32 protein-coding genes are annotated in these 24,466 nt (G+C 56.6%); 11 read left to right on the forward strand and 21 right to left on the reverse strand.

Annotation, left to right across the window (positions count from 1 at the left end):
• Positions 1 to 37 precede the first annotated feature (37 nt).
• From QMG15_RS09930 to QMG15_RS09940, 3 genes are all read right to left on the reverse strand, one after another.
• Positions 38 to 352, reverse strand: a complete 315-nt coding sequence (locus QMG15_RS09930) for a hypothetical protein (RefSeq protein ID WP_281788478.1) — start codon at positions 350 to 352, stop codon at positions 38 to 40.
• A gap of 85 nt (positions 353 to 437) precedes the next feature.
• On the reverse strand, positions 438 to 923 hold the full coding sequence (locus QMG15_RS09935; protein ID WP_281788479.1) for a thioredoxin fold domain-containing protein: 486 nt from the start codon (positions 921 to 923) through the stop codon (positions 438 to 440).
• The gene (locus tag QMG15_RS09940) at positions 923 to 1,903 is read right to left on the reverse strand and encodes an MBL fold metallo-hydrolase (RefSeq protein WP_348773319.1); all 981 of its coding nucleotides are present in this window, start codon (positions 1,901 to 1,903) and stop codon (positions 923 to 925) included. The genes QMG15_RS09935 and QMG15_RS09940 overlap by 1 nt, the downstream gene beginning before the upstream one ends.
• A gap of 107 nt (positions 1,904 to 2,010) precedes the next feature.
• Here QMG15_RS09940 and QMG15_RS09945 point away from each other — a divergent pair, with 107 nt between their 5' ends.
• The 5 genes from QMG15_RS09945 (at position 2,011) to QMG15_RS09965 (ending at position 5,660) form a co-directional block, all read left to right on the forward strand.
• Positions 2,011 to 3,087 carry a YeeE/YedE family protein gene (locus QMG15_RS09945; RefSeq protein WP_281788480.1) on the forward strand — a complete coding sequence of 359 codons (1,077 nt, stop codon included), beginning with the start codon at positions 2,011 to 2,013 and terminating at the stop codon, positions 3,085 to 3,087.
• A 144-nt stretch (positions 3,088 to 3,231) separates the two neighbouring features.
• Positions 3,232 to 3,567, forward strand: a complete 336-nt coding sequence (locus QMG15_RS09950) for a c-type cytochrome (protein WP_108401740.1) — start codon at positions 3,232 to 3,234, stop codon at positions 3,565 to 3,567.
• Positions 3,568 to 3,580: 13 nt separating this feature from the next.
• Entirely contained in the window at positions 3,581 to 4,867 is a 1,287-nt protein-coding gene (locus QMG15_RS09955) for an NAD(P)/FAD-dependent oxidoreductase (RefSeq protein ID WP_108358047.1), read from the forward strand.
• A gap of 11 nt (positions 4,868 to 4,878) precedes the next feature.
• On the forward strand, positions 4,879 to 5,310 hold the full coding sequence (locus tag QMG15_RS09960) for a DsrE family protein (RefSeq protein WP_281788481.1): 432 nt from the start codon (positions 4,879 to 4,881) through the stop codon (positions 5,308 to 5,310).
• Positions 5,311 to 5,480: 170 nt separating this feature from the next.
• Positions 5,481 to 5,660 (forward strand): hypothetical protein, encoded by a 180-nt coding sequence (locus QMG15_RS09965; RefSeq protein WP_281788482.1) that lies wholly within the window; start codon positions 5,481 to 5,483, stop codon positions 5,658 to 5,660.
• A gap of 11 nt (positions 5,661 to 5,671) precedes the next feature.
• Here QMG15_RS09965 and QMG15_RS09970 read toward each other — a convergent pair whose 3' ends face one another.
• From QMG15_RS09970 to QMG15_RS10015, 10 genes are all read right to left on the reverse strand, one after another.
• On the reverse strand, positions 5,672 to 6,082 hold the full coding sequence (locus QMG15_RS09970) for a hypothetical protein (RefSeq protein ID WP_281788483.1): 411 nt from the start codon (positions 6,080 to 6,082) through the stop codon (positions 5,672 to 5,674).
• A gap of 51 nt (positions 6,083 to 6,133) precedes the next feature.
• A complete protein-coding gene (locus QMG15_RS09975; RefSeq protein WP_281788484.1) occupies positions 6,134 to 6,727 on the reverse strand; it encodes a response regulator in 594 nt (197 codons plus the stop codon).
• Complete coding sequence (locus QMG15_RS09980) at positions 6,720 to 8,297, reverse strand: HAMP domain-containing sensor histidine kinase (protein WP_281788485.1); 1,578 nt, start codon at positions 8,295 to 8,297, stop codon at positions 6,720 to 6,722. Before QMG15_RS09980 ends, QMG15_RS09975 begins: the two co-directional genes overlap by 8 nt.
• 7 nt (positions 8,298 to 8,304) lie before the next feature.
• Positions 8,305 to 8,592 carry a metalloregulator ArsR/SmtB family transcription factor gene (locus QMG15_RS09985; protein WP_104801433.1) on the reverse strand — a complete coding sequence of 96 codons (288 nt, stop codon included), beginning with the start codon at positions 8,590 to 8,592 and terminating at the stop codon, positions 8,305 to 8,307.
• A 177-nt stretch (positions 8,593 to 8,769) separates the two neighbouring features.
• Entirely contained in the window at positions 8,770 to 9,501 is a 732-nt protein-coding gene (locus QMG15_RS09990; protein ID WP_281788486.1) for a lysophospholipid acyltransferase family protein, read from the reverse strand.
• Positions 9,501 to 10,817 carry a dihydroorotase gene (locus QMG15_RS09995; RefSeq protein ID WP_281788487.1) on the reverse strand — a complete coding sequence of 439 codons (1,317 nt, stop codon included), beginning with the start codon at positions 10,815 to 10,817 and terminating at the stop codon, positions 9,501 to 9,503. The genes QMG15_RS09990 and QMG15_RS09995 overlap by 1 nt, the downstream gene beginning before the upstream one ends.
• Complete coding sequence (locus QMG15_RS10000) at positions 10,814 to 11,776, reverse strand: aspartate carbamoyltransferase catalytic subunit (RefSeq protein WP_108358055.1); 963 nt, start codon at positions 11,774 to 11,776, stop codon at positions 10,814 to 10,816. Before QMG15_RS10000 ends, QMG15_RS09995 begins: the two co-directional genes overlap by 4 nt.
• Positions 11,777 to 11,790: 14 nt before the next feature.
• Positions 11,791 to 12,294: a bifunctional pyr operon transcriptional regulator/uracil phosphoribosyltransferase PyrR gene (gene pyrR / locus QMG15_RS10005; RefSeq protein ID WP_281788488.1), complete on the reverse strand. Its 504-nt coding sequence runs from the start codon at positions 12,292 to 12,294 to the stop codon at positions 11,791 to 11,793.
• Positions 12,291 to 12,767, reverse strand: coding sequence for a Holliday junction resolvase RuvX (ruvX, locus tag QMG15_RS10010; protein ID WP_281788489.1), 477 nt, complete (start codon positions 12,765 to 12,767; stop codon positions 12,291 to 12,293). Before ruvX ends, pyrR begins: the two co-directional genes overlap by 4 nt.
• Entirely contained in the window at positions 12,764 to 13,441 is a 678-nt protein-coding gene (locus QMG15_RS10015) for a YqgE/AlgH family protein (RefSeq protein WP_281788490.1), read from the reverse strand. The genes ruvX and QMG15_RS10015 overlap by 4 nt, the downstream gene beginning before the upstream one ends.
• 22 nt (positions 13,442 to 13,463) lie before the next feature.
• On the opposite strand from QMG15_RS10015, the gene QMG15_RS10020 reads away from it, so the two are divergent.
• Positions 13,464 to 14,963 (forward strand): deoxyribodipyrimidine photo-lyase, encoded by a 1,500-nt coding sequence (locus QMG15_RS10020; protein WP_281788491.1) that lies wholly within the window; start codon positions 13,464 to 13,466, stop codon positions 14,961 to 14,963.
• Positions 14,964 to 14,984: 21 nt separating this feature from the next.
• Here QMG15_RS10020 and QMG15_RS10025 read toward each other — a convergent pair whose 3' ends face one another.
• Together QMG15_RS10025 and QMG15_RS10030 are read right to left on the reverse strand one after the other, a co-directional pair.
• The gene (locus QMG15_RS10025) at positions 14,985 to 15,632 is read right to left on the reverse strand and encodes a hypothetical protein (protein ID WP_281788492.1); all 648 of its coding nucleotides are present in this window, start codon (positions 15,630 to 15,632) and stop codon (positions 14,985 to 14,987) included.
• 5 nt (positions 15,633 to 15,637) lie between these two features.
• Positions 15,638 to 15,841 (reverse strand): rubredoxin, encoded by a 204-nt coding sequence (locus QMG15_RS10030; RefSeq protein WP_108358061.1) that lies wholly within the window; start codon positions 15,839 to 15,841, stop codon positions 15,638 to 15,640.
• 15 nt (positions 15,842 to 15,856) lie between these two features.
• On the opposite strand from QMG15_RS10030, the gene QMG15_RS10035 reads away from it, so the two are divergent.
• The 4 genes from QMG15_RS10035 to QMG15_RS10050 are packed head-to-tail and all read left to right on the forward strand — an operon-like array spanning position 15,857 to position 18,650.
• Entirely contained in the window at positions 15,857 to 16,789 is a 933-nt protein-coding gene (locus QMG15_RS10035) for a bifunctional hydroxymethylpyrimidine kinase/phosphomethylpyrimidine kinase (protein WP_281788493.1), read from the forward strand.
• Between the two features lie 3 nt (positions 16,790 to 16,792).
• Positions 16,793 to 18,097 (forward strand): glutamate-1-semialdehyde 2,1-aminomutase, encoded by a 1,305-nt coding sequence (gene hemL, locus QMG15_RS10040; protein WP_281790117.1) that lies wholly within the window; start codon positions 16,793 to 16,795, stop codon positions 18,095 to 18,097.
• Positions 18,094 to 18,246 carry a hypothetical protein gene (locus QMG15_RS10045; protein ID WP_281788494.1) on the forward strand — a complete coding sequence of 51 codons (153 nt, stop codon included), beginning with the start codon at positions 18,094 to 18,096 and terminating at the stop codon, positions 18,244 to 18,246. The genes hemL and QMG15_RS10045 overlap by 4 nt, the downstream gene beginning before the upstream one ends.
• 50 nt (positions 18,247 to 18,296) lie before the next feature.
• Positions 18,297 to 18,650 (forward strand): DUF6172 family protein, encoded by a 354-nt coding sequence (locus tag QMG15_RS10050; protein WP_108358064.1) that lies wholly within the window; start codon positions 18,297 to 18,299, stop codon positions 18,648 to 18,650.
• A gap of 95 nt (positions 18,651 to 18,745) precedes the next feature.
• Here the strand turns inward: QMG15_RS10050 and QMG15_RS10055 are convergent, their stop codons facing one another.
• From QMG15_RS10055 to dusB, 4 genes are all read right to left on the reverse strand, one after another.
• The gene (locus tag QMG15_RS10055) at positions 18,746 to 20,059 is read right to left on the reverse strand and encodes a DEAD/DEAH box helicase (RefSeq protein ID WP_281790118.1); all 1,314 of its coding nucleotides are present in this window, start codon (positions 20,057 to 20,059) and stop codon (positions 18,746 to 18,748) included.
• Between the two features lie 81 nt (positions 20,060 to 20,140).
• Entirely contained in the window at positions 20,141 to 21,727 is a 1,587-nt protein-coding gene (purH, locus tag QMG15_RS10060) for a bifunctional phosphoribosylaminoimidazolecarboxamide formyltransferase/IMP cyclohydrolase (RefSeq protein WP_281788495.1), read from the reverse strand.
• Positions 21,728 to 21,739: 12 nt separating this feature from the next.
• Positions 21,740 to 21,976: a helix-turn-helix domain-containing protein gene (locus QMG15_RS10065; RefSeq protein WP_108358066.1), complete on the reverse strand. Its 237-nt coding sequence runs from the start codon at positions 21,974 to 21,976 to the stop codon at positions 21,740 to 21,742.
• Positions 21,969 to 23,003 carry a tRNA dihydrouridine synthase DusB gene (dusB, locus tag QMG15_RS10070; protein WP_281788496.1) on the reverse strand — a complete coding sequence of 345 codons (1,035 nt, stop codon included), beginning with the start codon at positions 23,001 to 23,003 and terminating at the stop codon, positions 21,969 to 21,971. Before dusB ends, QMG15_RS10065 begins: the two co-directional genes overlap by 8 nt.
• 133 nt (positions 23,004 to 23,136) lie before the next feature.
• Between dusB and QMG15_RS10075 the strand changes: the two genes are divergently transcribed.
• Positions 23,137 to 23,631 (forward strand): YqaA family protein, encoded by a 495-nt coding sequence (locus tag QMG15_RS10075; protein WP_281788497.1) that lies wholly within the window; start codon positions 23,137 to 23,139, stop codon positions 23,629 to 23,631.
• Here QMG15_RS10075 and QMG15_RS10080 read toward each other — a convergent pair whose 3' ends face one another.
• Together QMG15_RS10080 and QMG15_RS10085 are read right to left on the reverse strand one after the other, a co-directional pair.
• Positions 23,632 to 23,946 carry a helix-turn-helix domain-containing protein gene (locus QMG15_RS10080; RefSeq protein ID WP_281788498.1) on the reverse strand — a complete coding sequence of 105 codons (315 nt, stop codon included), beginning with the start codon at positions 23,944 to 23,946 and terminating at the stop codon, positions 23,632 to 23,634.
• Complete coding sequence (locus QMG15_RS10085) at positions 23,943 to 24,281, reverse strand: type II toxin-antitoxin system RelE/ParE family toxin (protein ID WP_281788499.1); 339 nt, start codon at positions 24,279 to 24,281, stop codon at positions 23,943 to 23,945. The genes QMG15_RS10080 and QMG15_RS10085 overlap by 4 nt, the downstream gene beginning before the upstream one ends.
• Between the last annotated feature and the right edge of the window lie 185 nt (positions 24,282 to 24,466).

Here is a 24,466-nt window from a genome sequence, read left to right on the forward strand (position 1 = left end):
GGGTATCCATCGGGTTTACGCCATAAACCGAATTAGCTCAACGAAATTTGTAGTGCTGTTTGTTCAGGACAGCGGCAACAGCATTGGTATCTTCAGGGAAGAATCCGAGGTTGAGCTCAGTGTTGCAGTACTCCACCATGCCGCGCAATGTGCCTGCTGTGTTGATACGGCCTTTGGGGTTATAGATGGCACTGCCATCGCCACCCACGCGACGAATATGACATTCGTTGCACTGATTTTCAGCAATCAGTTTTTCGCCGGCTTTGAGGTCAGCATCTTTAAACAAGGCGTGCTGCTGCGCATTGGCAATGCTTGCAACTGCCAACAAAATCAAGAACAAAAACTTTCTCATGACATGTCTCCTTGTTACTTTTCTTGCAAAAGCTCGGATCGGTAATCCGAGATGCCGCGCCATGCTGATTCGGTTTTGATGGGAATCATGTACCCGCCTCAACTCGTCGCGCCACAGCCAACTGCTCATCTAGGTAAGCACCATAAAAATCAGGCAAATACGCACCTTTTAAACGCGTGGCCACTTCGCGCCCATGGGCGCCAAAGAACAACACCGTCGGTGCTAGCTTGATGCCTTGCTTACGCACCCATGCGTCTTGCGTGAGTGGCGTGCCATCGAAATCAATCAAGGCGCGGTTGTCACGCATGTCCACTTGCACCACCGGCAAGCCCGATGCGAGCATGGGGTGCAAATAGTTCTCCCGCACCACTTTGCAAAATGGACAGCCGTGCAAACTGACCATCACAACCAAAGGTTGCTTGGCCTGCAGCGCTTGTGCCAATGAGGCCTGCAATGACCCAGTGGTGGGCAAGGCCACTGGCGCTGCCATCGCATCCAACGTGGCCACGCCCGCCATACACAAGGCCAGACCTTGCATGGCTTGGCGACGAGAAAAGTGTGTGGTGGGCATCACTTAGCTTCTTGCTCCATGAGCAAATAGGTGTTGTAGGCGTTCATGCGGTTCGCGGATTTGAAAAGAGGCATTTTCTCGAACTTCGACCAATCTGTGTTGACATAGGCGCTTTCGAATGGCTCCATGTCTTTGGCCGCACGCCCCATGGCCTCACGCAAATACAACAAGTAGTCGCGCGTGAGGGTCATGTCGCCTTTAGGGTCGTTCGAAATGGGGCCGTGGCCGGGCACCACCCAGCGGGCATCAAACTTGAGCAGGCTTTGCATGGCCTCTATCCAGTGACGGCTATCGGCTTGGCCGACAAACGGAATACGGTTACGAAACACAAGGTCACCCGCAAACAAAACTTTTTGCTGCGGCAAGTACACCACCAAGTCTTCGGCGGTGTGTGAAGGGCCAACAGGTTGGATGTCAAATCGCACACCACCCACCGTCAAGACTTGTGGGCCACTCAGCCACTCATCCGCAGGCACCAAGCGCGTCTTCTCATCGACCCAAGGCCAGAGTTCTTGACGCGAACTCTCCAAACGCAAACGCGCTGTGTCTGAAGTTAGGTATTCACGCGCAGCTCCGTGGGCCACGATGCGCGCCCCTAAATCTTTGAACACTTGCAAACCATAAATATGGTCAGCGTGGTAGTGGGTCAACACCACGGTGTGAATCGGCTTGCGTGTGACTTTGGCAATTTCAGCCACCAAGCGACGCGCCAACTCTGGCGAACCCAAGGCATCGATCACCACCACGCCTGCGGGCGTGACCACGAACCCTGCATTGGAGATGAAGTTTTGATTCGCCGACGACCCCATCTCTGAAACGCCTTGGACGTAATAAACCTCAGGCACCACTTGCTTGGCTTGCATCAAAGGTTTAGTCACAGCAACAGTAGGCGCAGATGTTTGCGCTTGTACCGACACGGCAAGACCTAGGTAGCCACAAAACCAACACACGCAAAGTTGGCGCACAAAAGCCAGTTTCACAATCACTTCTCCTCAAACAGCAGGCCAATCTAGGGCTTGACATACATCAAGCAGCGCCTGAACCAGAGCACTTAGCATAGTCCAAATATAAGCGTAGACTAAATCATATGAATCTCACTGCACTGAATGAAACTTATGGCGAGTCCGCTGTCTTGGCCGTTGGTGGCTGGGTCATTGGTCTGTTGTTTGGATTTTTTGCCCAGCGCTCTAAGTTTTGCCTGCGTGCAGCCGTTGTGGAGTTTTGGCACCATCAATTTGGGGAAAAACTTTCAGTTTGGTTGCTCACATTTTCTGCAGCAGTCATTGCCATTCAAAGCCTCATTGTGTTGGGCGACCTCGACGTCAGCACCGCACGTCAGCTGGCCACGCGGGGCAGCTTGTCCGGCGCACTGATTGGCGGCTTGCTGTTTGGTGCAGGCATGATCATGACCCGCGGGTGTGCCAGCCGCTTGCTCATTTTGTCAGCCAACGGCAATTTACGTGCTTTGCTATCGGGCTTGGTGTTTGCCGTTACTGCGCAATCGGCTTTGTCAGGAGCGCTCTCGCCTCTGCGCCAAGAGATCACCAACCTTTGGACGGTGGAAGGCGGCAGCAGCCGTGACCTGTTGGCCATGTTGGGTCTGAGCCACACCACAGGATTGGTCATTGGATGCGTTTGGCTGTTGGCTGCGTTGTACTTCACCACACGCACCACGCAACGTGCATGGATGTGGATAGGCGGCATTGGCACCGGCTTGAGCGTGGCGATGGCTTGGTGGTTTTCGTACAGCGTGTCTAAAGCCTCGTTCGAAGTGGTGCACATCCAAGGCATCACCTTCAGCGGCCCGTCAGCCGAGTGGCTCATGCGCGTGCTGGCCCCCAATCCACCAGCCATTGGTTTTGACTTTGGTTTGTTGCCTGGTGTTTTCCTGGGCTCGTTCTTTGCTGCGTGGCTAGGCAAGGAACTCAAATTGGAAGGGTTCAAAGACGGCTATGCCATGCGCCGCTACATCGTGGGCGCCATCTTCATGGGATTTGGTGCCATGCTGGCAGGCGGTTGTGCGGTAGGTGCCGGCGTGACAGGCGGGGCTATTTTTGCGCTGACAGCTTGGCTTGCTTTGATTGGCATGTGGATGGGCGCAGGCTTGGTCGACCGATGGATGGATCCGCCACCCGTGAGTGCCCCCACGTTGATGCAACCTTGAGCGGCGACGGTTGATTCGAATTCTTACGTTATAGTTTTCAACGTACTGGCAAACGCCATCACTGGGTTAACCCCGTGATGGCGTTTTGCCATTCTCGATATATTACTGATCACTGATTAATTAAATCTGCTCAACGAGGTTTCGATGAAAACAACATCTCCCCACTTGTTGCGTTTGCTGGCCGCCGCAGCCTTGATGCTGGGTGCCAACGTCGCATCACACGCCCAAGACAAAGCCACGCAATTGCACAACCGCGCCACCGCTGCCATGTGTGCCAACTGCCATGGCACCGAAGGCCGCACCATCGAAGGCTCAGCTATTCCCTCGTTGGCTGGCATGCCCAAAGACTACATGGTGTTGCAAATGAAAGCCTTCAAAGAAGGTACACGTCCTGCCACAGTGATGCACCAAATCACCAAAGGCCTGACCGATGCCCAAATCGACACCATCGCCAATTACTACGCTGCTACCAAGCGCTGATCAAGGATTCATCATGAAACGTCGCAGTTTTGTTCAAGCCTCTATGGCTCTTGGTTCTTTTGGCGCACTCGGCAGCATGGTCGGTTGCGCATCGGTGGGCCGCGTGCCCGAAAAAGCACGCGTGGTCGTGGTGGGTGGCGGCTATGGTGGCGCAACTGCTGCTAAGTACGTGCGCATGTTGTCGAACTACCAAATCGATGTGACCTTGATTGAGCCGAATGGTGAGTTCGTGTCCTGCCCGATCTCCAACTTGGTGATTGGCGGCAGCAAGACCATGGCAGACATCACCACGCCCTACGACAAGCTCTCTGGCAAGCATGGTGTCAACATCGTGCGGGACTACGTTGCCAGTGTCGACCCCGTCAAAAAGACGGTGACTTTGGCCAGTGGCCCCAGCATTCGCTACGACAAGCTGGTCATGTCGCCTGGCATTGACTTGATGTTCAACACCATCGAAGGTTTGAAAGAAGCCAACGCCTCCGGTCAAATTTTGCAAGCTTGGAAAGGTGGCCCGGAAACTTTGGCCCTGCGCAAACAACTTGAGTCAATGGACGATGGCGGCGTGTATGCCATCACCATTCCAGAAGCGCCCTACCGCTGCCCACCCGGCCCGTACGAACGAGCCAGCCAAGTGGCACATTACTTCAAGCAACACAAGCCCAAGTCAAAAGTGCTGATCTTGGATGCCAACCAAGACGTGACCTCCAAAGGTCCGTTGTTCAAGAAGTTCTGGGCAGACAACTACAAAGGCATCTTGGAATACATGCCGCAGCACAAAGTCGTGGCAGTTGACGCCAAGACCAACACCTTAAAGTTTGATGTGCAAAACGATGTCAAAGCCAACGTGCTCAACGTGTTACCTGCCATGCGCGCGGGTGGCATTGCCGTGCAGTCGAGCTTGGCCAACGTCAACGCACGTTGGTGCGGCGTGCACTACCAAACCTTTGAGTCCACACAAGCCAAAGACATTCACGTCATTGGTGACTCCATCATGCTGGCCCCGCTCATGCCCAAGTCGGGTCACATGGCCAACTCGCACGGCAAGGTCACAGCAGCCGCCATCGTGGCGCAGTTGTCGGATATGCCGGTCAACCCAGCACCATTCCTCAGCAACACTTGCTACAGCTTTGTGAACGACAAGTTGGTGGTGCACGTAGCATCGGTTCACCAATACGATGCCAAAGACAAAACCTACAAAACCGTGCCAGGCTCGGGCGGTGTGTCTGCAGCGCCTAACGAACTGGAAGGCATTTACGCGTGGAATTGGGCCCAAAACATCTGGGCCGACAGCTTGATGTGAGAATGCACCACATGAATATCTTCAAATATATTTCACACGCTCTCACAGCCTTGTTGCTGGCATTGAGTTTCAGCTCGGTACAAGCACAAGACATCAAGGTGGTCTACCACGTCAACACAGGCGTGGACACCGCAGCGGCCATCTTGGGCAACGTACGCAATCACTTGAATGCAGATCCAACAGCCAAAATTGTGGTGGTCACTCATGGCCCTGGCATCGACTTTTTGTTGGATGGCGCCAAAGACAACAAAGGCCGCGAGTTCAGCGGCATGGTGTCTGACTTGTCTGGCAAAGGTGTGCAGTTTCGCGTGTGTAACAACACGCTGACCTCGCGCAACATCGATGCCAACAAAGTGTCCATGGATGCCAAGATCGTGCCATCAGGCGTGGCCGAAGTGGCGCGCTTGCAAGCCAAAGAAGGTCATGTGTATCTCAAGCCATAACACGTCAATGCTTCTATGAAAAGGGCCGCAATTGCGGCCCTTTTTTATTTCATCAACTGGCGTACGGTCTTGCCCGTACGTGGCTTATCGAATTTTCAAATACTGTGATTTTTTCTACAGTGAGGTATCTGCAAACCCGTGCATTTGTTCCAAGCCAAAGAAAGCCTCACATGACACCCGTTGTTACACAAGTTCTGCTCAAGAAAAAGAAGCAGCAAACGCTGGCACGTTCAATGGCCACCAAAGAAGATCCAACCAGCGAGCAACAGATGTACTACAAAGATGTGGCTGGGTTTTTTATCTTCTTGCTGGTCGTCTTCACCGTGTTGATGATTTCGCTTTATGCCTGATGCGAGGTCAATCAACCCACGGTTGATGCAGGCATCAGAGTTCCCAAGTATTCAAAATAGGCAAGGGCCTTCTCTGCGGGCTCAATAAATTTCACACGACGGTCAACCGTGTCGACGACCACATGAATCAATTCAGCATCTCGCAAGTTGTCAATTTTTCGGCTCACCGCAGATGGGCTGAGGAACAGTTCGTCACGCAACTCCAAGGCCTGCATCATGGATAAAGGCTGCTGCATCGCATATCGAACCGCAATGATTTCAAGCAGTCTTTGCTCATCGGGTGGAATCAACAAAGGTTTTTGATGCGATTGACGGGCCTTGTGTACGGCCAACAAAAAATCTAAATATTTGAGTTTTACAGGCGCAAGCGTTGCACCTTGTTGCTGATCAGTCATAGTGATGACTGTAGAAACAATTCGCAATTTTGAAAATTCGATAAGCCACGTACGGGCTAGGCCGTACGCCCAAAAGAATTAATGGATGCGTTCAATGCTCATGCGAACCAGCTCGGCCAAGGTCTTGGCACCCAGCTTCTCCATCACACGCCCTTTATGCACTTCCACCGTGCGTGGGCTGATGCCCAGCAAAGCGCCAGCCTCGCGATGTGTCATGCCTTGAGCGATGGCTGTCATCACTTCACGCTCACGGGGTGTCAACGTCTCAAACGACTGGGTTCGAACGGTAGAAACGGCGTTCGATTTGAGCCGCTCAAACGCACGCTCAATGGCGTCAAGCAATATCGACATGACGACCGGTTTTTCAAGAAAGTCGACCGCTTGGTTCAAAAAGGCGCGACGCATCACGTCCACATCAGCAAAGGCCGTGAGGAAAATCACTTCTATAGGGTGATGCAGACTGCCTAACTTCTCTTGCAAATCAAGCCCGCTCATGCCGGCCATGTTGAGGTCCAATACCAAACAGCAAGGCTTATCGGGCGCAGCGCTTAGAAAAGCCTCGCTGCTTTCATAGGTGCGGCAATCAAACCCTTTGAGACCCAGCATGATGGACAAGGAATCACGCACAGACGCATCGTCGTCCACGATACAAACCAAACGGCTCTCATTCATCGACGCAATCTCCAAGGGGAAGAAGGATTTGAAAACATTTCTCAGGGTGCGCTTGATAACGCAACACGCCCCCGTTATTTTCAACCAGTGAGCGACTCACTGACAAACCCAACCCCAAGCCATCTTTTTTCTTGGAATAAAAGGGCCTGAACACTTGATCGGCCGCATCTGCATCTAGCAACGTGCCTTGGTCGATCACGCGGATGCTCAGCATCTGCTTTTCATCTGCGTTGACGCGAACCGTCACTTGAGCCCCTGAAGGTGACGCATCAATGGCATTTTTTAACAAGTTACCCAAGGCGGTGCTGATCTGCACACGGTCCACCAAGACATGATCTTCATGGTGTGTGTAGACCGTGACCAAGGCCACATCTGCCTTGGCGGCCTTGTGTGCAAAACGCGCCACGCATTCATCTACCAAATGCGTGACCGAGGTGTCTTGCAAAGACGATGCACCTGAAATGAAATAACTGCGCAAGCCCCGCACAATATCTGTCGCACGCAAGGCCTCATTCACCACATTGCGCAGCATGGTGACGAGCTGCGTTTGTTGTGCATCTGTCATTTTTTCTTTTTGCAGTTCGGTCAGCATGAGTGCCGATTCCGCATAAGCGCTCAAAGCACTCATGGGCTGATGCAGCTCGTGCGCCAGCGACCCAGCCAATTCACCCGCAGCCACCAGCTGCAAGCTGTCACGCAAGCGCTCTTCCGTGCGCAAACGTTCATCCACCACCGTTCCAATGATGAGTCCCGTCAACGACAAACTGAGCATGACAATTTGCATGTCCATCAAATCAGCAGGCTGCACCCCCACTCGCGTGGCAGAAAACACCAAAGGCAACTGAATGAGCGCTGCAACCAACGTGGCACCTGGCAGCGAATACGTGGCCGCGATCAAGCCCAACACAAAGAACAGCGAGAAAAAATATTTCATCTGGTCTTCAATGGGCAATGAAAAAATCAGCCATAAACAGATGGCTAAGCCCAACATCAGAACCCAAAACAAAACACTGCGAAACATCTGTAGGTATTGCACATGGCGCCGCTTGTCAGCCGCGACAAAAAACAACGGCAGCAGCACCATCAAACCCAACAAATCGCCGATAAAGAAACGGTGCACAGCGCCTAAGAAGTCATGCGTAGACAGCACGCCAATCCAAGTCTGCGTGCCCACATAGGCCATGGCTGTAAACAAAGCGCCGCAAAGAATTACCGCACCCAGCACGAAAACGTCATGCCGATTGCGTAGCGCGGTGCGCCCCGCCAAAGTCCACCGCAAAGTCAAAGCAATCGCTGCATAGCAAGTCACAAGTACCGCGTTGCCCAAGACCACGGCAGGTGACAAAAACAAAGTGCCACGAACCAAACTGTCTGACAGGCCCAACGTGAGATACACCCATGTCATCCATGAGTTGCCAGCCCAAAAAAGAAACAACACCTCGAGCGCCGCAGGAGGATTCCAGGGCGTGATGTTCAGGTCACCAATGGGGTAGATGTAGCTAAGCTTGTCGACGGCAAAGAACAAGCATGAAAAAACCAGCGCGATGGCGATTTTTTTGAGGTTCAGCATCCAATGTTTAATGCGACAAATCGCTATCAATGGCGATTTGAGTACACACCGCACGGCACAGCGTGACGACGCGCTCATTGATGATGCGGTAATAGATTTGCACGCCTTCACGGCGACGACCCAAAATTTTGGCTTTGAACAAGGTGTTCAAGTGCTGCGACATATTGGGTTGGGTGGTGTCGATTTCTTCAAGCAACTGCCCCACGTTTTTTTCTTCGTTGCACAAGCAGTTGATGATTTTCAAACGCATGGGCGCTGACATCACACGGAAAGTTTCGGCAGCCAAATCAAACATCACATCCAGATTTGGACTTTCAGTTGTCGTTTTTTTCGGCGTCTTGGCAGAGGTCTTCACCGTTTTGGCGACAAGCTTTTTGACCACCGGTTTTTTTACGGCCACAGGTTTGGTCGCCGTCTTTGCTTTGACGGGTGTTGGGTTTGTCTTTTTAGTAGCCATAGGTTTAAAAGGATATCACTTGCACAAATCGGCTACTGAGGTTTGCAGACTTTGCGCCCACTCGCGGCGGTTGCGTCCATCGGCGTGCTGCTTGTCGCCATAACGCACTTGCGCCAGCAGCGGCGGTGCGCACAACGTGCGCCACAAAGAACTGATCAAGGTGTCATGGTCGTGGTAGCAAGGCGCCAAGCTACGTTCTTGGGTATGCGCATCCATGAACTGCAATGCAACGGGCTGAATCGGTGCTTCTGCAGAAATGGCTGCTTGCAACAAATTGGCATGAAACGGCAGCACCGTGATGCCATCGCCCGTAACGCCTTCTGGGAACACGGCCAGCACTTGACCTTCACACAAAGCAGACGCCATTTGATGGACCACGCGCATCGCATCGTTGCGCGAGCCACGCTCGATGTAGAGCGATCCACCGCCGGTGGTCAGCACGCCCACCAAAGGCCAGCTGCGAATTTCAGACTTGGCCACAAAGCGGCAATGGCAAGCGGCATGCATCACCAAGATGTCGAGCCACGAAATATGGTTGGCCGCCATCAAGACAGGGCCCTGTGCCGGGTGGCCTTTGACGCGCACCTCAATGCCGATGATGGCCAACATGCCGCGCGCCCATACCTCGACTGCACGGGCTTGTTGCTCGTCGCTGAGTTTGGGGAATGCGGTGCGCACCATCCAATAGCCACGCAAGACCTGCGCGATGACGCGCAGAAACTTGGCGATGGCGTGCAAGCTGCGCATCAAGCCGCTTGGTAGGCCACGCGACCCGCCACCAAGGTGGCTTTGACGCGTGCAGGCAAAGACATGCCTGTCATGTCAAACGCAAACGGTGTGTGCTTGCCTTGGCTATGCAAGGCATCGGGTGTGACATGCCATTCAACCGTGGGGTCAAACACCACGATGTCGGCCACACCGCCCACATGCAACTGGCCCAAGCTGTTGCTTTGACCTTGCACTTTGCCCAACACTTTGGCGGGCTGTGCCGTCAACACGTCCAAAGCACGCAGCACACTCACTTTGCTGTCCTGTGCCCACTTGAGCGAGAGGCTGAGCAACAGCTCTAAGCCCGTCGCACCCGATTCGGCTTCGGCAAATGGCAAAGCCTTGCCATCGTTGTCGATGGGCGTGTGGTCAGACACCAAAGCATCGAGGGTGCCGTCGGCCAGCGCCGCACGCAGTGCCTCGCGGTCGCGCTGTTGGCGCAACACAGGCGTCACGCGTGCGCGGCTGTCGAAGTAGCCAATGTCGTGGTCGCTCAAATGAAGGGAGTTGATGCTCACATCAGCCGTCACTGCCAAGCCTTCTTTCTTGGCAGCACGCACCAGCTCTACGCCTTCGGCGCTCGAGATGCGACACAAGTGCACACGGGCTTTGGTGCTGCGCATCAAAGCGAAGATGGTGTGCAGGGCAATGGTCTCAGCTGCCACAGGCACGCCGCCCAAACCCAAACGGGTGGCGAGCGGGCCACTGGCTGCCACGCCCTTGCCCAAATGCATTTCTTGCGGACGCAACCACACGGTGTATCCAAAAGTGGCCGCGTATTGCAAAGCGCGTTGCAGCACTTGGGTGTTTTCCAACGGCACTTCGGCTTGGCTAAAGCCCACGCAACCTGCGTCGGTGAGGTCTGACATTTCGGTCAGTACTTCGCCTTTCAAACCACGTGTGAGTGCGCCCAGCGGAAACACGCGCGCACGGTGCAGTTTTTCGGCGCGGAACTTGAGCATCTCAATCAAGCCTGGCTCGTCCAACACGGGGTCTGTGTCGGGTGGGCACACGAGGCTGGTGACACCACCGGCCACAGCGGCGGTGAGCTCGGAGGCCAGCATGCCTTCGTGTTCGTAGCCGGGTTCGCGCAAGCGCACTTGCAAGTCGACCAAGCCGGGCGCGACGATGCAGCCCTTGGCGTCGATGGTTTGTTCGGCCTTGAAGTTGGCGGGCAACTTCTCGCCTGCTTTGGCAATCGCCACGATGTGGCCATCAGCCACCGCCACATCAGCGGTGTGGTCAAAGCCAGAGGCTGGGTCGATGACACGACCGTTTTGAATCAGGATGTTCATGCTTCATTCCCCGCCACGATGGACATCACGGCCATACGCACAGCAATACCAAACGTCACCTGCGACAAGATGACACTTTGCGGTCCATCGACCACGGCAGAGTCAATCTCCACCCCGCGGTTGATGGGACCAGGGTGCATCACGATGGCGTCGGGTTTGGCCAATTGCAACTTCTCTTGCGTGAGACCAAACGACTTGAAATATTCTTGGCTCGATGGCAACAAGGCACCGCTCATGCGCTCGTTTTGCAAGCGCAGCATGATGACCACGTCGCAATCCTTGATGCCTTCTTCGAGGTTGTTGAACACCTTCACACCCATGGCCGACAAGTCGCTGGGCACCAAGGTCTTGGGGCCCACCACGCGCACTTCGGCGCAGCCGAGAGTGGTGAGCGCGTGAATGTCAGAGCGCGCCACACGCGAGTGCAACACGTCGCCCACGATGGCCACGGTGAGGTTGGTGAAATCTTTTTTGTAGTGACGGATGGTGTACATGTCCAGCAAGCCCTGCGTGGGGTGTGCGTGACGGCCGTCACCGGCGTTGACCACGTGCACATGGGGTGCGACATGTTCAGCAATCAGATACGGCGCGCCCGACTCGCTGTGGCGCACCACAAAAATATCAGCCGCCATCGCGCTCAAGTTGGCGATGGTGTCAAGCAGCGACTCGCCTTTCGCTGCGGATGAACGCGCAATGTCGAGGTTGAACACATCGGCCGACAAACGTGTGGCGGCAATTTCAAACGTGGTGCGCGTGCGTGTGCTGTTTTCAAAAAACAGGTTGAACACGCTCTTGCCGCGCAAGAGTGGCACCTTCTTCACTTCGCGATCGTTGACCGAGACGAAGTTGGCGGCGGTGTCCAAGATGTGGGTGAGGATGTCGCGTGACAAACCTTCGGTGGAGAGCAGGTGAATCAGCTCGCCGTTTTTGTTGAGTTGGGGGTTGCGTTTGTAGAGCATAGGAGTTCTTGTCATCAGCCCTTCACTGAAAAATTAAATTGGCCGTGGTCGTCTTTGGTCAGCGCCAGCGATTGGGTGGCGGGCAGTGCCACACGGGCTGCCGCGTAGTCGGCCTGAATGGGCAGCTCGCGGCCACCGCGGTCCACCAACACGGCCAGCTGCACATTGGCAGGACGGCCGTAGTCAAACAACTCATTGAGCACGGCGCGGATGGTGCGACCGGTGTAGAGCACATCGTCGAGCACGATGAGGTGCGCGCCATTCACTTCAAACGGCAGCTTGGTTTGGCCGCCATCGGCCAAGCCGCGTTGCGCGAAGTCGTCGCGGTGCATGGCGGATGAGATGCTGCCGGCCTCGCCTTCGAGCTTCAAATCTTTTTGCAAACGTGCGGCCAGCCAAGCACCACCTGAAGTGATGCCCACCAAACGTGTGGTGGGCGTGAGCATGCTGCGCACGCCTTTGAGCAGCTCTTTGTACAAGCTCTCTGCGTCCAGCATGAGGTTTCCGTGGGTACTCATAAGTTCTCTCGAAAAAATTGGTTGAGGATGATGCAAGCCGATGCAGCGTCTGCATCTTTGGCGCCTTGACTGTGGGCTTCGGTGGTGCTGTAACGCTCGTCCACTTCAAACACAGGCAGGTTGAAGCGGCCGTTGAGTTGGCGTGCAAATTTTTTGGCCTTGGCCGTGTTCTCGTGTGCCGCGCCGTCTGGGTGATACGGCACGCCCACCACCAACGCGTCTGGCTGCCACTCAGCAATGCGTTTAGTGATGAGGGTCCAGCGAGCATCGCCTTCGGCATTCACCGTGGCTTGCGGCTGTGCCTCGCGCAACATGCGGCTGCCATAGGCCACGCCGGTGCGTTTGACACCGAAGTCAAACGCCAAGAAAGATTGAAAGTGCGGTGGCACAACAGGCTTGGCCGCAGAGACCAACGGTGCGCCCGCTTGCAATGCCGCATCGCTGGCCGCGTTCACATTCACAACGTCGCTCATGAATGCCCCACTTCGCTAGAGAGCATCCACGACTCCAAGCCCAGCAGCTTCATGGCACGTTCGTAGCGTTGGTCCACCGGCGTGTCAAAAATCACAGCCGTATCGGCACCCACCGTGAGCCAGCTGTTCTCGGCCAGCTCGGACTCCAGCTGGCCTTCACCCCAAGCCGAATAGCCCAGAGAAATCAGCACACGTGTGGGGCCAGCCCCCATCGACAAGGCTTCGAGCACGTCTTTGGAGGTGGTCATTTCCAAGCCACCGGGAATGGTCATGGTGGAGGCATAAACAGATTCTTTGGCCGGTTCTTTGTTGCTCACGGCGCTCAAGGCCGCAGCCTCTTGGGCTGCTTCAATGACATCATCTTGGCCCGCTTCATCCGTAGGCACATCGACCAGCATGGCATCGTGCAACACAAAGCCGCGTTCGGTGTGCACTGGCCCGCCTTGCAGCACAGGGGCATTCATCAAGTCTTGGCGATGCAGGGGCAAGTCGACTTTTTCAAACAAACCTTCCATCGACAAGTCGCTGGGTTTGTTGATGACCAGACCGAGTGCGCCGCGTTCGCTGTGCTCACACACATAGACCACGCTTTTGGCAAAAGCCTCGTCTTCCAAACCGGGCATGGCAATCAAAAAATGATGCGTCAGGTTGATGGAGGCAGAATCAGCGGTCATATTGCAATTTTAAAGGGTGAACATGCCTAGTCAGTCGTCTAAATCCGCACACCACTTGCCCCACGTGGACAAAGGGCTGATGTGGTTCCGCCGCGACCTGCGCGCGTTTGACAACGCGGCGCTGTTTCACGCCCTCAAAAGCTGCAAACAAGTGTATTGCGTGTTTGTGTTTGACAAGGCCATCTTGGACAGCCTGCCCCGCGCGGACCGCCGTGTGGAGTTCATCCGCGAGTCACTGGTGGCGCTGGATGCCGAGCTGCACGCCGTGGCGGGCCTTGCCGGTGCAGGCCTCATCGTGCGCCACGCCGTGGCCGCTGATGAAGTGCCTCGCCTCGCCCACGAGCTGGGCGTGCAAGAGGTGTTTGCCAACCACGACGACGAGCCGGATGCATTGGCCCGTGACGCCCATGTGCGCGGTGCTTTGGCCAACTTTGGTATTGGTTTTCAAACCTTCAAAGACCATGTCATTTTTGAGCGCAGCGAGGTGCTGACCCAAATGGGCAAGCCCTACGGCGTGTTCACCCCCTACAAAAACGCATGGCTGCAAAAGGTCAACGACTTTTATCTGAAGTCCTACCCCGTGGGCAAGTACATCAAGGCCTTGGCCGCGCGGCCCAAGGCCTACCAAGTGCCCGTCCCCACATTGGCCGACATTGGCTTTGAGCCCACCAACCTCAGCAGCTTGCACGTGCCCACCGGCAGCCCCGGCGGCTTGGCCTTGTTTGAAGACTTCTTCGACCGCATGGACAAGTACGACGACACGCGCAACTTCCCCGCCATCAAAGGCCCCAGCTACTTGGGCGTGCATTTGCGCTTTGGCACGGTGTCCATTCGCCAGCTGGCCTCCACCGCGTACAAACGCATGTTGGTGGGCTCCAAAGGCGCTGAGACGTGGCTATCGGAGCTGATTTGGCGCGATTTTTATCACCAAATCTTGCACCACCACCCGCGCGTGGTGACGGGCGCCTTCAAGCCTGAGTACGACGAAATCAAGTGGGACCACCACAAGCACGCCAAAGAACTGTTTGCGGCTTGGTGCGAAGGCCGCACAGGCTACCCGCTGGTCGATGCGGCGATGGCGCAAATCAACCAAACCGGCTACATGCACAACCGCCTGCGCATGGTGGTGGCCAGCTTTTTGACCAAAGACCTTGGCATTGATTGGCGCTGGGGCGAGCGCTATTTTGCCGAGCATCTGAACGACTTTGACCTCGCCGCCAACAACGGCGGCTGGCAGTGGGCCAGTTCTAGCGGCTGCGATGCACAGCCCTACTTTCGCATCTTCAACCCCACCAACCAAAGTGAAAAATTTGACCCCGAGGGCAAGTTCATTCGCCGCTACGTGCCCGCGCTGGCCAAGCTCAGCAACAAAGCCATCCACGCGCCGTGGTTGGCTAAGCCCATCGAGTTAGAAGCTGCCGGCTTTGTGTTGGGCCGCGATTACCCCAGCCCCATCGTTGATCACGCCGAGGCACGCAAGCTCACACTCGAGCGGTATGGGGTGGTGAAGAAGGTGAAGTAAGAAGCGAGGCGGTACAAGAGGCTATTCGCCTCTGAGGGCCGCCAGCACATTCGCCTGCGGCTCACGCACGCTGCCCACTGCAAAGTGCTGCAGCAAGCGGCTCACCTCTTGGGCGCCGCTCAGGCTGGCTTTGATGTCGTCGGCGACGCGCTTGGCACGCAAGCGCGCCAGTTGCACCGCCAATGAATCGGCCACTTGTTGCACGGCCGTCAACTGCACATCTTGGGCAAGTTGGGCCATGCTTTGCACATCCAGTTGGGCCTCGGTGGGCAGGTCCAACTCAGGCGACTCAGACCAATCGTTCAGGATGCTCACCAAGCGCTGCGAAATCACGTCGGCTTGTTCTAAAAACAGCAGATGGTTGATGACTTGCAAGCTGTCTTCGATGGGCATGTCGTGCTCATTGAATTGCTCGCGCAGCAGCAAGCCACTCAATACTTGTGAGGCGGCACTGGCCTCAGGCGCGTCGATGCTGCGGCCAGGGGCCAGACGCAAGCCTTCAAAAAAATGGGTGGCCAACGACCAAAAGGTACGCCAACCAGGAAGGGTTTCAGCATCGAGCTGACGCTGACACATCAGCTCCAACTGCCGAGCCGAATGCAAATGCACGGCTGGACGGTGGCGCAGCAAGGCCAGCACATGGCTTTCAAACTGCGCACGTACTTCCATGAGGTTTAGATTTGGACCATTTCAAAGTCTTCTTTGCGCGCGCCGCACTCTGGACAGGTCCAGTTCATGGGCACATCGGCCCAAGCAGTGCCGGGGGCGATGCCGTGCTCGGGCGCGCCGGTCTCTTCGTCATAAATCCATCCACAAATCAGACACATCCAGGTATTAGCCACAGTATTTCTTTCGTCAACGCATAGAATGAAAAGCATTGTATCGACCCACCCATGGCGCCAGAAAACACCCCACCCTCTCCTGAACTTGTGCTGTCTGACGAAACCAGCGCCGCGCCCCCCTGTGTGCTGGTTTTCAATGCCAACGACCCCAGTGGTGCCGGTGGCTTGTCAGCCGATGTGCTGGCCGCTGCGTCAGTAGGCGCTCACGCGCTGCCGGTGGTGACGGGTGCTTACATGCGCGACACCGCTGAAATTTTTGACCACATCGCCTTTGACGATGACGCCGTGGCCGAACAAGCCCGCAGCGTGCTGGAAGACATCAGCGTGCAAATCATCAAGGTAGGCTTTTGCGGCAACCCCGACAACCTCAGCGTGATTGCCGAAATCAGCACCGATTACGCCGAAGTGCCAGTGGTCGCCTACATGCCCAACCTCTCGTGGTGGGAAGACGAACAAATTGACGCCTACCTCGACGCTTTCCGCGAATTGATCTTGCCCCAAACCACGGTGCTGGTGGGCAACCACAACACCTTGTGGCGCTGGCTGCTGCCCGAGTGGAGCAATGAGAAAAGCCCCAGCCCGCGCGACATTGCGCGCGCCGCCGCCGAAGTGGGCGTGCCCTACGTGCTGGTGACCGGCATCAACCACCCCGACCAACATGTAGAAAACGCCTTGGCCACCGCCCACACCGTGATGGTGAGCGAACGTTTTGAGCGTTTTGACGCCATGTTCTCTGGCGCAGGCGACACCCTCAGCATCACGCTGGCGGCTGTGTTGGCCGCAGGCACCGACCTAGAGCTGGCCACACACGAAGCCTTGAATTACCTCGACCAAAGCCTCAACAGCGGCTTTCGCCCAGGCATGGGCCACATCGTGCCCGACCGCTTGTTTTGGGCTGAAGAAGACGAGGCAGGCGAAGACAGCGATGGTCTGCCAGCCACCGCCGAAGACTTCTCGCTGCCTCGACATGAAACCAAACATTGACATCTGAAGACCATGACCGATTTGAACCAAACCCTGTTTGACCGCGCCGCCAAAGTCATCCCCGGTGGCGTGAACTCGCCCGTGCGCGCGTTTCGCGCCGTGGGCGGCACACCGCGCTTTGTGCAACGCGCCCAAGGCGCTTACTTTTGGGATGCCAACGGCCAAAAGTACATCGACTACATCGGCTCTTGGGGCCCGATGATTTTGGGCCACGGCAACCCCGTGGTGCTTGAAGCTGTGCAAAAAGCGGCCTTGGATGGCTTCTCATTCGGCGCACCGACCGAGCGCGAAATTGAACTGGCCGAAGAAATTTTGAAGCATGTGCCATCGATGGAGATGGTGCGTTTGGTCAGCTCCGGCACCGAAGCCGGCATGAGCGCTTTGCGCTTGGCACGCGGTGCCACGGGCCGCAGCAAGTTCATCAAGTTTGAAGGTTGCTACCACGGCCACTGTGATGCCTTGCTGGTCAAAGCAGGCTCGGGCCTTGCCACTTTTGGTAACCCCACCAGCGCGGGTGTGCCGCCTGAAGTGGTGCGCGACACCTTGGTGCTCGAGTACAACAACATTGAGCAACTCGAAGAAGCCTTCAAGTTGCACGGCAAAGAACTGGCCTGCGTGATGATTGAACCCATCGCAGGCAATATGAACTTTGTGCGCGCGTCTGTGCCCTTCATGAAACGCTGCCGCGAGCTGTGTACCGAATACGGCGCGCTGTTTGTGTTTGACGAAGTGATGACCGGTTTCCGCGTCGCGTTGGGCAGTGCGCAAAGCGTGTACGCCCAACTCATTCCAGGCTTTCAGCCCGACATCACGGTGCTGGGCAAAGTCATTGGCGGCGGCATGCCGCTGGCGGCCTTTGGTGGCCCACGCGCCATCATGCAGCAGCTCGCCCCCACTGGCCCTGTGTACCAAGCAGGCACTTTGAGCGGCAACCCTGTGGCCACCGCTTGCGGCTTGGCCACCTTGCGCGAAATTGCCAAGCCCGGCTTCTTTGACGCGCTAAGTGCCCGCACACAAAGCTTGGTCGACGGCCTCACAACGGCGGCCGCCAAAGCGGGTGTGCCCTTCAGCGCCGATTGCCAAGGCGGCATGTTTGGCTTCTTCTTGTTGCCAGAGCTGCCACACAACTACGCCAAGGTCATGACCAGCGACAGCCCCAAATTCAACAAGCTGTTCCACGGCTTGCTCGACCGTGGCGTGTACATCGCACCGGCCTTGTACGAAGCAGGCTTTGTGAGCGCAGCACACACCGAGGCAGACATTGCCCAAACCGTGTCAGTGGCCGCAGAGGTCTTTGCGCAGCTATGAAAAAACGCACAGTGGCTCGGCCTCTAGTGGCTGCACCTGCGGCATCGACAGACGGACCACGCGGTTTGAACGTGGGCTTTGTTTCCACCATCGGTGCCAAACTGCATGGCGCGGTGACGTTTCAGCTCAAGTACAACCTTCGCCCTTAACTCTTTCTCTCTTCTCGTCCTTCTCGGGCGTTTTTCCCACAAGGACTTTCATGAAAAAAACATTCCAACTTCAAGTCGAAGGCAAACACCCCGACCGTTTGCTCGAAGCCATCAAACACGACATTCGCAAATACCTCAAGCGTGAGCGCCGTCGCGATCTGCCGGAAGGTGCCGACTTTTGGGATTTCGATTGCAAATTCGGCTTGACCGAAGAAACCGCTGAAGTGGTGCACTTGGCCAACGTCATCACCTGCATCGACGATGCTGTGGCAAAAGAAGCCAAACAGTTTTACGTCGAGATCTTGGCCAAACACGGCGTGCGCACCAAACGCCCCGCCGGTGAAGCACAGGAATACCAAGAGCGTCATGCCTTGGATGGTTTGGACGATGACAACAACGACTGATCGTTAATGGATGATTTGCGCTGATTCGCAAGCGCCCACAAAAAAAGCCACCTTCGCAGGTGGCTTTTTCATTTGCAGAATTTCAGAGCTGAGGCTTATTCGCTTGGTGGTTCTGGTCGCTCGTCTTTTGTCGCTGCCGCAGCCGCAGCCGCCCGCAACTTGTCCTTCTTGCTTGGACGTTTGCCTTTGATGCCGCCGGTACCGTCATTGAGTGGCGACACAGGAGGCGGCACTTCGGTGGGCTCAAAGCCTTCCAGCACTTCGACCGGCAGCTGAATCTTTTGGCGCTTTTGAATCAGCTGCCAATGCGCCAGCGTGGCGGCGGTGACAAAGCTCACCGCTTCGCCACTTGCGCCCGCGCGGCCTGTGCGGCCAATGCGGTGGGTGTAGTCGGTGGCTGAACGTGGCAAGTCGTAGTTGACCACCACAGGCAGCTGCGCGATGTCGATGCCACGCGCCGCGAGGTCGGTGGTGACCACCACTTCCCAACGTTCTTCTTTAAACTCGGCCAACACATCTTGGCGCGCGCCTTGGCTCATCTCGCCATGAAACGCGGTGGCAAACACGCCTGCTTTGTAGAGCTTGTTGGCCACATGCTCACACGCGTAACGCGTGGCCACAAAGACCAACACACGCTTCCACGCGTGGGTTTTGATCAGGTGGCGCAGCAAGGTCGTGCGGCTTTTTTCGTCCACCTGAATCGCACGTTGTGCAATGTCGGGCGTGTGTGCTTCAGTGTGCGCAATGGTGATGCGCGCGGGGTTGCTCAGCAGCGCCTCGACCAAGGTTTGCACTGCAGGCTCGAAGGTGGCGCTGAACAACAAGTTTTGTCGCTTGGTAGGTAGCAGCGCCAAGATGCGGTGCAACTCTTCGGCAAAGCCGAGGTCGAGCAAGCGGTCGGCTTCGTCCAACACCAGGTGCTGCACTTGGCCCAAGTTCAAGGCGTTGTGATCGACTAGGTCGAGCAAGCGGCCGGGCGTGGCCACCACCACATCGGCACCGCTGCGCAAGCTCATCATTTGCGGGTTGATGGACACGCCACCAAACACCGTGCCTACTTTGATGGACTGCGTGAGAGGCCGCGCCAAATCGCGCAACACGTCGCTCACCTGTGTGGCGAGCTCGCGTGTGGGCACGAGCACCAGCACTTGGGTGATGCGCTTCTTCGGCGCTTCGTCACGCGACGCGGCTGTGGCCATGAGCAGTTGCAACACGGGCAGCACATAGGCCGCCGTCTTGCCAGAGCCAGTTTGTGCAGTAGCCAGCACATCGCGGCCATTCAGCACGGGACCAATGGCTTCGACTTGAACTGGGGTGGGTGCGGTGAAGCCCGCTTGGGTCGCCGAGCTTTGTAACTCAGCGTTGAGGCCGAGTTGAGCAAAGCTAACAGATGCAGGCTCTTGCGTCAGCGCAGCGGCCGTGGAATCGGCCGATGCAGACTGCGCCGCATCGCGCGGCGCGTGGGTGTTGTCAATGTTCAATGGGGGCGATCAATGACGGAAGTGGCGCACGCCGGTGAACACCATTGCCACGCCGCGCTCATTCGCCGCATCGATGACTTCCTGGTCGCGCATGGAGCCACCGGGCTGGGCCACGCAAGTGGCACCTGCGTCCACCACCACGTCGAGGCCATCGCGGAAGGGGAAGAAGGCGTCGCTGGCCACCACGGTGTTTTGCAGGCTCAGCTTGGCCGCTTCGGCCTTGATGCTGGCGATGCGGGCGGAGTCGAGGCGGCTCATTTGGCCTGCGCCCACGCCCATGGTCATGCCGTTTTTGCAGAACACGATAGCGTTCGACTTGACGAACTTGGCCACTTTCCAGGCGAACAGCAAATCATGCAGCTCTTCAGGGGTGGGCTGCTTGACGGTGACGATCTTCAAGTCAGCCAGCGCCAGCTCGTGGTTGTCGGCGCTTTGCAGCAGCAGGCCGGAGCCCACGCGCTTGGTTTCCAAAGCGTTGCGCACATCGCCGTAGTTGGCAGGCAAGGCGATTTTCATCAAGCGCACGTTGACTTTGCTCTTGAACACTTCCAACGCTTCGGCGCTGAAGTCAGGAGCCATCAGCACTTCGACGAATTGCTTGCTCACGGCTTCGGCAGCAGCCTTGTCCACGGGGCGGTTGAAGGCGATGATGCCGCCGAACGCGCTGGTGGGGTCGGTCTGGAAGGCCTTGCTGTAGGCCTCGAGCGGGTTCGCACCCACGGCCACACCGCAAGGGTTGGCGTGTTTGACGATGACGCAAGCTGAGGTGTCAAAGCTCTTCACGCATTCCCAAGCCGCATCGGCGTCGGCGATGTTGTTGTAGCTGAGTTCCTTGCCTTGCAGCTGGACACCGGTGGCGAGTGAGCCAGCAGCGGGTGCGAGGTCACGGTACCAAGCGGCTTGCTGGTGGCTGTTTTCGCCGTAACGCAGGTCTTGCACTTTGACGTATTGCTCGTTGAACTGGCCGCTGAACTGGGCGCGCTCGGGCACGTATTCTTCGCTCAGTTTTTCAGCTTCAAAGTTCACGCTGGAGAGGTAGTTGCTGATCGCGCCGTCGTATTGGCTGATGCGGTTGAACGCGGCCACCGACAGGGCAAAGCGCAGCTTGTCGCTCAACTTGCCGCTGGTTTTGAGTTCAGCAATCACATCCGCGTATTGGCTGGCGTCGGTGACGATGCCCACGTCTTTCCAATTTTTGGCGGCCGAGCGCACCATGGCGGGGCCGCCAATGTCGATGTTCTCAATCGCGTCGGCCAGCGTGCAACCGGGCTTGGCCACGGTAGCTTCAAACGGATACAAGTTAACGATGAGCAAATCAATCGTGTCGATGTTGTGCGCTTTCAAAGCAGCCATGTGCTCGGGCGTGTCGCGGCGCGCCAGCAAGCCGCCGTGCACTTTGGGGTGCAAGGTTTTCACACGGCCATCGAGCATTTCGGGAAAGCCTGTGACTTCGGCCACTTCGGTCACGGGCAAGCCTTGTTCGGCCAAGAGCTTGGCGGTGCCGCCGGTGGAGATCAGGCCCACGCCCAAGGCGTGCAGGTCACGCGCGAGTTCGACGATGCCGGTTTTGTCAGAGACGGAGATGAGTGCTTTCATTGGGGTGCAGTCTTATTTGATGAGTTTGTGATCGAGAAGTTTTTTGCGCAGCGTGTTGCGGTTGAGGCCCAGCCATTCGGCGGCGCGCGACTGGTTGTGGTCGGCCTGCTGCATCACCACTTCGAGCAGCGGTTTTTCAACCACGCGCACCATCATGTCGTGCATGTTGTCGGGCTCTGTGCCTTTGAGGTCGCGGAAATAGGTTTCGAGGCTGGCACGTACCACCTCTTCAATGTGTTTTTTACTCATGCAAAGCTAAGGGTTCTACTAATAAAACAGGTTCGGGCAAGCGCTCATGCGCCTGCGCCAGGTCATCGAAGAAGGTAGCCACGGCGCGGTGTTGCGACGCGCTGTCTTCTAGGGTGTTCATGTGTTGGCGAAACGCCTCGCCACCGGGCAAGCTGCGGATGTACCAAGCAATGTGTTTGCGGGCGCTGCGCACGCCGGTGCTCTCGCCATACAGGGCGTAGTGCTCGTCCAGGTGCGCCAGCAACAAGCGGCTCACCTCTTCCACCAAAGGCTGAGCCAAATGCTCGCCCGTGGCCAAGTAGTGCGATATCTCACGGAATATCCAAGGGCGGCCTTGTGCGGCGCGACCAATCATCAGCGCATCGGCGCCGGTGAGCTTCAAAACTTCTTTGGCTTTCTCGGGCGAGTCAATGTCGCCATTGGCCACCACGGGCACGCGCACGGCTTGCTTGACAGCGGTGATGGTGTCGTACTCGGCCAAGCCTTTGTAGCCTTGCTCGCGGGTGCGGCCATGCACGGTGATCATTTGCACGCCAGCAGCTTCGGCAGCGCGGGCCAAGGCCACGGCGTTTTTGTGTGCGTCGCACCAGCCGGTGCGCATCTTCAAGGTCACAGGCACGTTGTGGGGTTGTGCGGCATCGACCACCGCTTGCACGATGGACATGGCCAAGGGCTCGTCTTGCATCAAGGCAGAGCCCGCCCATTTGTTGCACACCTTCTTGGCGGGGCAACCCATGTTGATGTCAATGATTTGCGCACCGCGCTCAATGTTGTACACCGCCGCCTCGGCCATCATGGCCGCATCGGTGCCGGCAATTTGCACGGCGATGGGGCCGCTCTCGCCCGTGTGGTCGGCGCGGCGTGAGGTTTTGAGGCTGGTCCACAAATCTTTGCGCGAGGTGACCATCTCGCTCACCGCATAGCCCGCACCCAACTGTTTGCACAACATGCGAAACGGCCGGTCGGTCACGCCAGCCATCGGCGCGACAAACAGGTTGTTTGCCAGTGTGTATGGACCGATGTGCATGGGGTGGGAAGAGTTGAGGCGCTTAAAAAGGAGGCGTGATTGTACCTGCCCAAAATTTCAGCATGCGGTCTGAAAATGACGATTTTGTAAGGGTTTGCGAAGAATTGACAGCGGCCCTCACTACACTGCGGGCATGGAAATTTGGATGCAATCTGTGCTGGCCGCCTTGGCCCTGCCCGAATACGGCCTGAGCACCGTGTTTGTGGTGTCGCTGATCTCGGCCACCCTGCTGCCCATGGGCTCGGAGCCCGTGGTGTTTGGCTTGGTCAAACTCAACCCCGAATTGTTTTGGCCCGCCATTTTGGTGGCCACCGCTGGCAACACCATTGGCGGCGCCATCAGCTGGTGGATGGGCCACGGCGCGCACAAGGTGAGCGACAAAGTGCGACACAAAGAAACCTCCGCGCAAGACGCCCGCGCCCTGCGCTGGCTGCACGCCTTAGGCCCCAAAGCGTGTTTACTCAGTTGGCTGCCTGGCGTGGGCGACCCGCTGTGCGCAGTCGCCGGCTGGTTGCGCCTGCCCTTTTGGCCTTGCGTGGCCTACATGGCGGTGGGTAAGTTTGCGCGGTACCTGGTGATGACGGGTGGGTTGCTTTGGGTGTTTCCGCAGCATTGGGGCATTGGTTAATCAAACTGCAGCTAATCGCTCAACCGTATCTGGATACTTTTCGACGAGGCGAATCAGCAAAGCCGCATGTGGATTAGGTTTCGCGCGCCCCTGCTCCCAGTTCTCCAGTGTGCGCGGCTTGGTGCGCAAGTAACGCGCAAACACAGCGCGCGACAAATGCAGGCGTTCGCGCAGCGCCAGCAGTTCATCGGCTGTCACCTCCGGCGCTGGTTTGTCCTCCACCACATGCGTGCGCAGCGTTTGTTTACCCGCACGTGCGTTACCCAGGGCGTCAAAGCCTTCGCTCAGTTCTACAAACAGGTTTCGCTTTTTCATCGCCGTGCCTCCAGCTCGATTTTCAACATGTGTTTGAGTGCCTTCTTTTCATCAGGACTCAAGTCCGTCATTTCGTCTTTGTCGTACAGCGTAAACAACCAAAACTGGCTCGCATCGTCCCACCAGTAATAAATGACTCGTAAGCCACCACGCTTGCCCTTGCCTCGGCGCGCATCAGCGTGTCGCAACTTGCGAAGCCCACCTGTACCTTCAATGACATCCCCCGATTCAGGGTTCTTCATGATGGCCGTTTGCAGCCCACGAAAACCTTCATCGTCTAGATAGTCAGTTCGATAGCGCGAAAACGCTGGTAACTCAACAAAAACGGCTTTCATATATTGTACGCAAACAGCGTATAGTTTTTATGTTGTCAAGCCTAGCTAGCTAAGCAGGCTAACGGTGATAGCTAAGTTAGTCTTTTGCAGATGTTTGGCATAACGCGGGTAGGCAGCGCCTTCCTCTTAAAATACAAGGCTTGCTGCCTTTCACGTTTTTGGGCAGCCCCTCTCCTACTCACGCC

The organism is Limnohabitans sp. INBF002 (genome assembly GCF_027924905.1).
Classification (GTDB): domain Bacteria; phylum Pseudomonadota; class Gammaproteobacteria; order Burkholderiales; family Burkholderiaceae_C; genus Limnohabitans.

Coding starts and splice junctions, on each gene's coding strand:
- purH (WP_281788495.1), bottom strand. CDS start 21,727: ATGAAAGCACTCATCTCCGTCTCTGACAAAACCGGCATCGTCGAACTC.
- QMG15_RS10045 (WP_281788494.1), top strand. CDS start 18,094: ATGAAAAAACGCACAGTGGCTCGGCCTCTAGTGGCTGCACCTGCGGCA.
- QMG15_RS09995 (WP_281788487.1), bottom strand. CDS start 10,817: ATGAACATCCTGATTCAAAACGGTCGTGTCATCGACCCAGCCTCTGGC.
- QMG15_RS10080 (WP_281788498.1), bottom strand. CDS start 23,946: ATGAAAAAGCGAAACCTGTTTGTAGAACTGAGCGAAGGCTTTGACGCC.
- dusB (WP_281788496.1), bottom strand. CDS start 23,003: ATGCACATCGGTCCATACACACTGGCAAACAACCTGTTTGTCGCGCCG.
- QMG15_RS10085 (WP_281788499.1), bottom strand. CDS start 24,281: ATGAAAGCCGTTTTTGTTGAGTTACCAGCGTTTTCGCGCTATCGAACT.
- QMG15_RS10020 (WP_281788491.1), top strand. CDS start 13,464: ATGCCTAGTCAGTCGTCTAAATCCGCACACCACTTGCCCCACGTGGAC.
- QMG15_RS10065 (WP_108358066.1), bottom strand. CDS start 21,976: ATGAGTAAAAAACACATTGAAGAGGTGGTACGTGCCAGCCTCGAAACC.
- QMG15_RS09950 (WP_108401740.1), top strand. CDS start 3,232: ATGAAAACAACATCTCCCCACTTGTTGCGTTTGCTGGCCGCCGCAGCC.
- QMG15_RS10025 (WP_281788492.1), bottom strand. CDS start 15,632: ATGGAAGTACGTGCGCAGTTTGAAAGCCATGTGCTGGCCTTGCTGCGC.
- QMG15_RS10035 (WP_281788493.1), top strand. CDS start 15,857: ATGGCGCCAGAAAACACCCCACCCTCTCCTGAACTTGTGCTGTCTGAC.
- QMG15_RS09935 (WP_281788479.1), bottom strand. CDS start 923: ATGCCCACCACACACTTTTCTCGTCGCCAAGCCATGCAAGGTCTGGCC.
- QMG15_RS09930 (WP_281788478.1), bottom strand. CDS start 352: ATGAGAAAGTTTTTGTTCTTGATTTTGTTGGCAGTTGCAAGCATTGCC.
- QMG15_RS10075 (WP_281788497.1), top strand. CDS start 23,137: ATGGAAATTTGGATGCAATCTGTGCTGGCCGCCTTGGCCCTGCCCGAA.
- QMG15_RS09945 (WP_281788480.1), top strand. CDS start 2,011: ATGAATCTCACTGCACTGAATGAAACTTATGGCGAGTCCGCTGTCTTG.
- QMG15_RS10050 (WP_108358064.1), top strand. CDS start 18,297: ATGAAAAAAACATTCCAACTTCAAGTCGAAGGCAAACACCCCGACCGT.
- QMG15_RS09990 (WP_281788486.1), bottom strand. CDS start 9,501: ATGCGCAGCTTGCACGCCATCGCCAAGTTTCTGCGCGTCATCGCGCAG.
- QMG15_RS09980 (WP_281788485.1), bottom strand. CDS start 8,297: ATGCTGAACCTCAAAAAAATCGCCATCGCGCTGGTTTTTTCATGCTTG.
- QMG15_RS09955 (WP_108358047.1), top strand. CDS start 3,581: ATGAAACGTCGCAGTTTTGTTCAAGCCTCTATGGCTCTTGGTTCTTTT.
- ruvX (WP_281788489.1), bottom strand. CDS start 12,767: ATGAGCGACGTTGTGAATGTGAACGCGGCCAGCGATGCGGCATTGCAA.
- QMG15_RS10015 (WP_281788490.1), bottom strand. CDS start 13,441: ATGACCGCTGATTCTGCCTCCATCAACCTGACGCATCATTTTTTGATT.
- QMG15_RS09975 (WP_281788484.1), bottom strand. CDS start 6,727: ATGAATGAGAGCCGTTTGGTTTGTATCGTGGACGACGATGCGTCTGTG.
- QMG15_RS10000 (WP_108358055.1), bottom strand. CDS start 11,776: ATGCTCTACAAACGCAACCCCCAACTCAACAAAAACGGCGAGCTGATT.
- QMG15_RS09965 (WP_281788482.1), top strand. CDS start 5,481: ATGACACCCGTTGTTACACAAGTTCTGCTCAAGAAAAAGAAGCAGCAA.
- QMG15_RS10030 (WP_108358061.1), bottom strand. CDS start 15,841: ATGCTTTTCATTCTATGCGTTGACGAAAGAAATACTGTGGCTAATACC.
- pyrR (WP_281788488.1), bottom strand. CDS start 12,294: ATGAGTACCCACGGAAACCTCATGCTGGACGCAGAGAGCTTGTACAAA.
- QMG15_RS09960 (WP_281788481.1), top strand. CDS start 4,879: ATGAATATCTTCAAATATATTTCACACGCTCTCACAGCCTTGTTGCTG.
- QMG15_RS09985 (WP_104801433.1), bottom strand. CDS start 8,592: ATGTTTGATTTGGCTGCCGAAACTTTCCGTGTGATGTCAGCGCCCATG.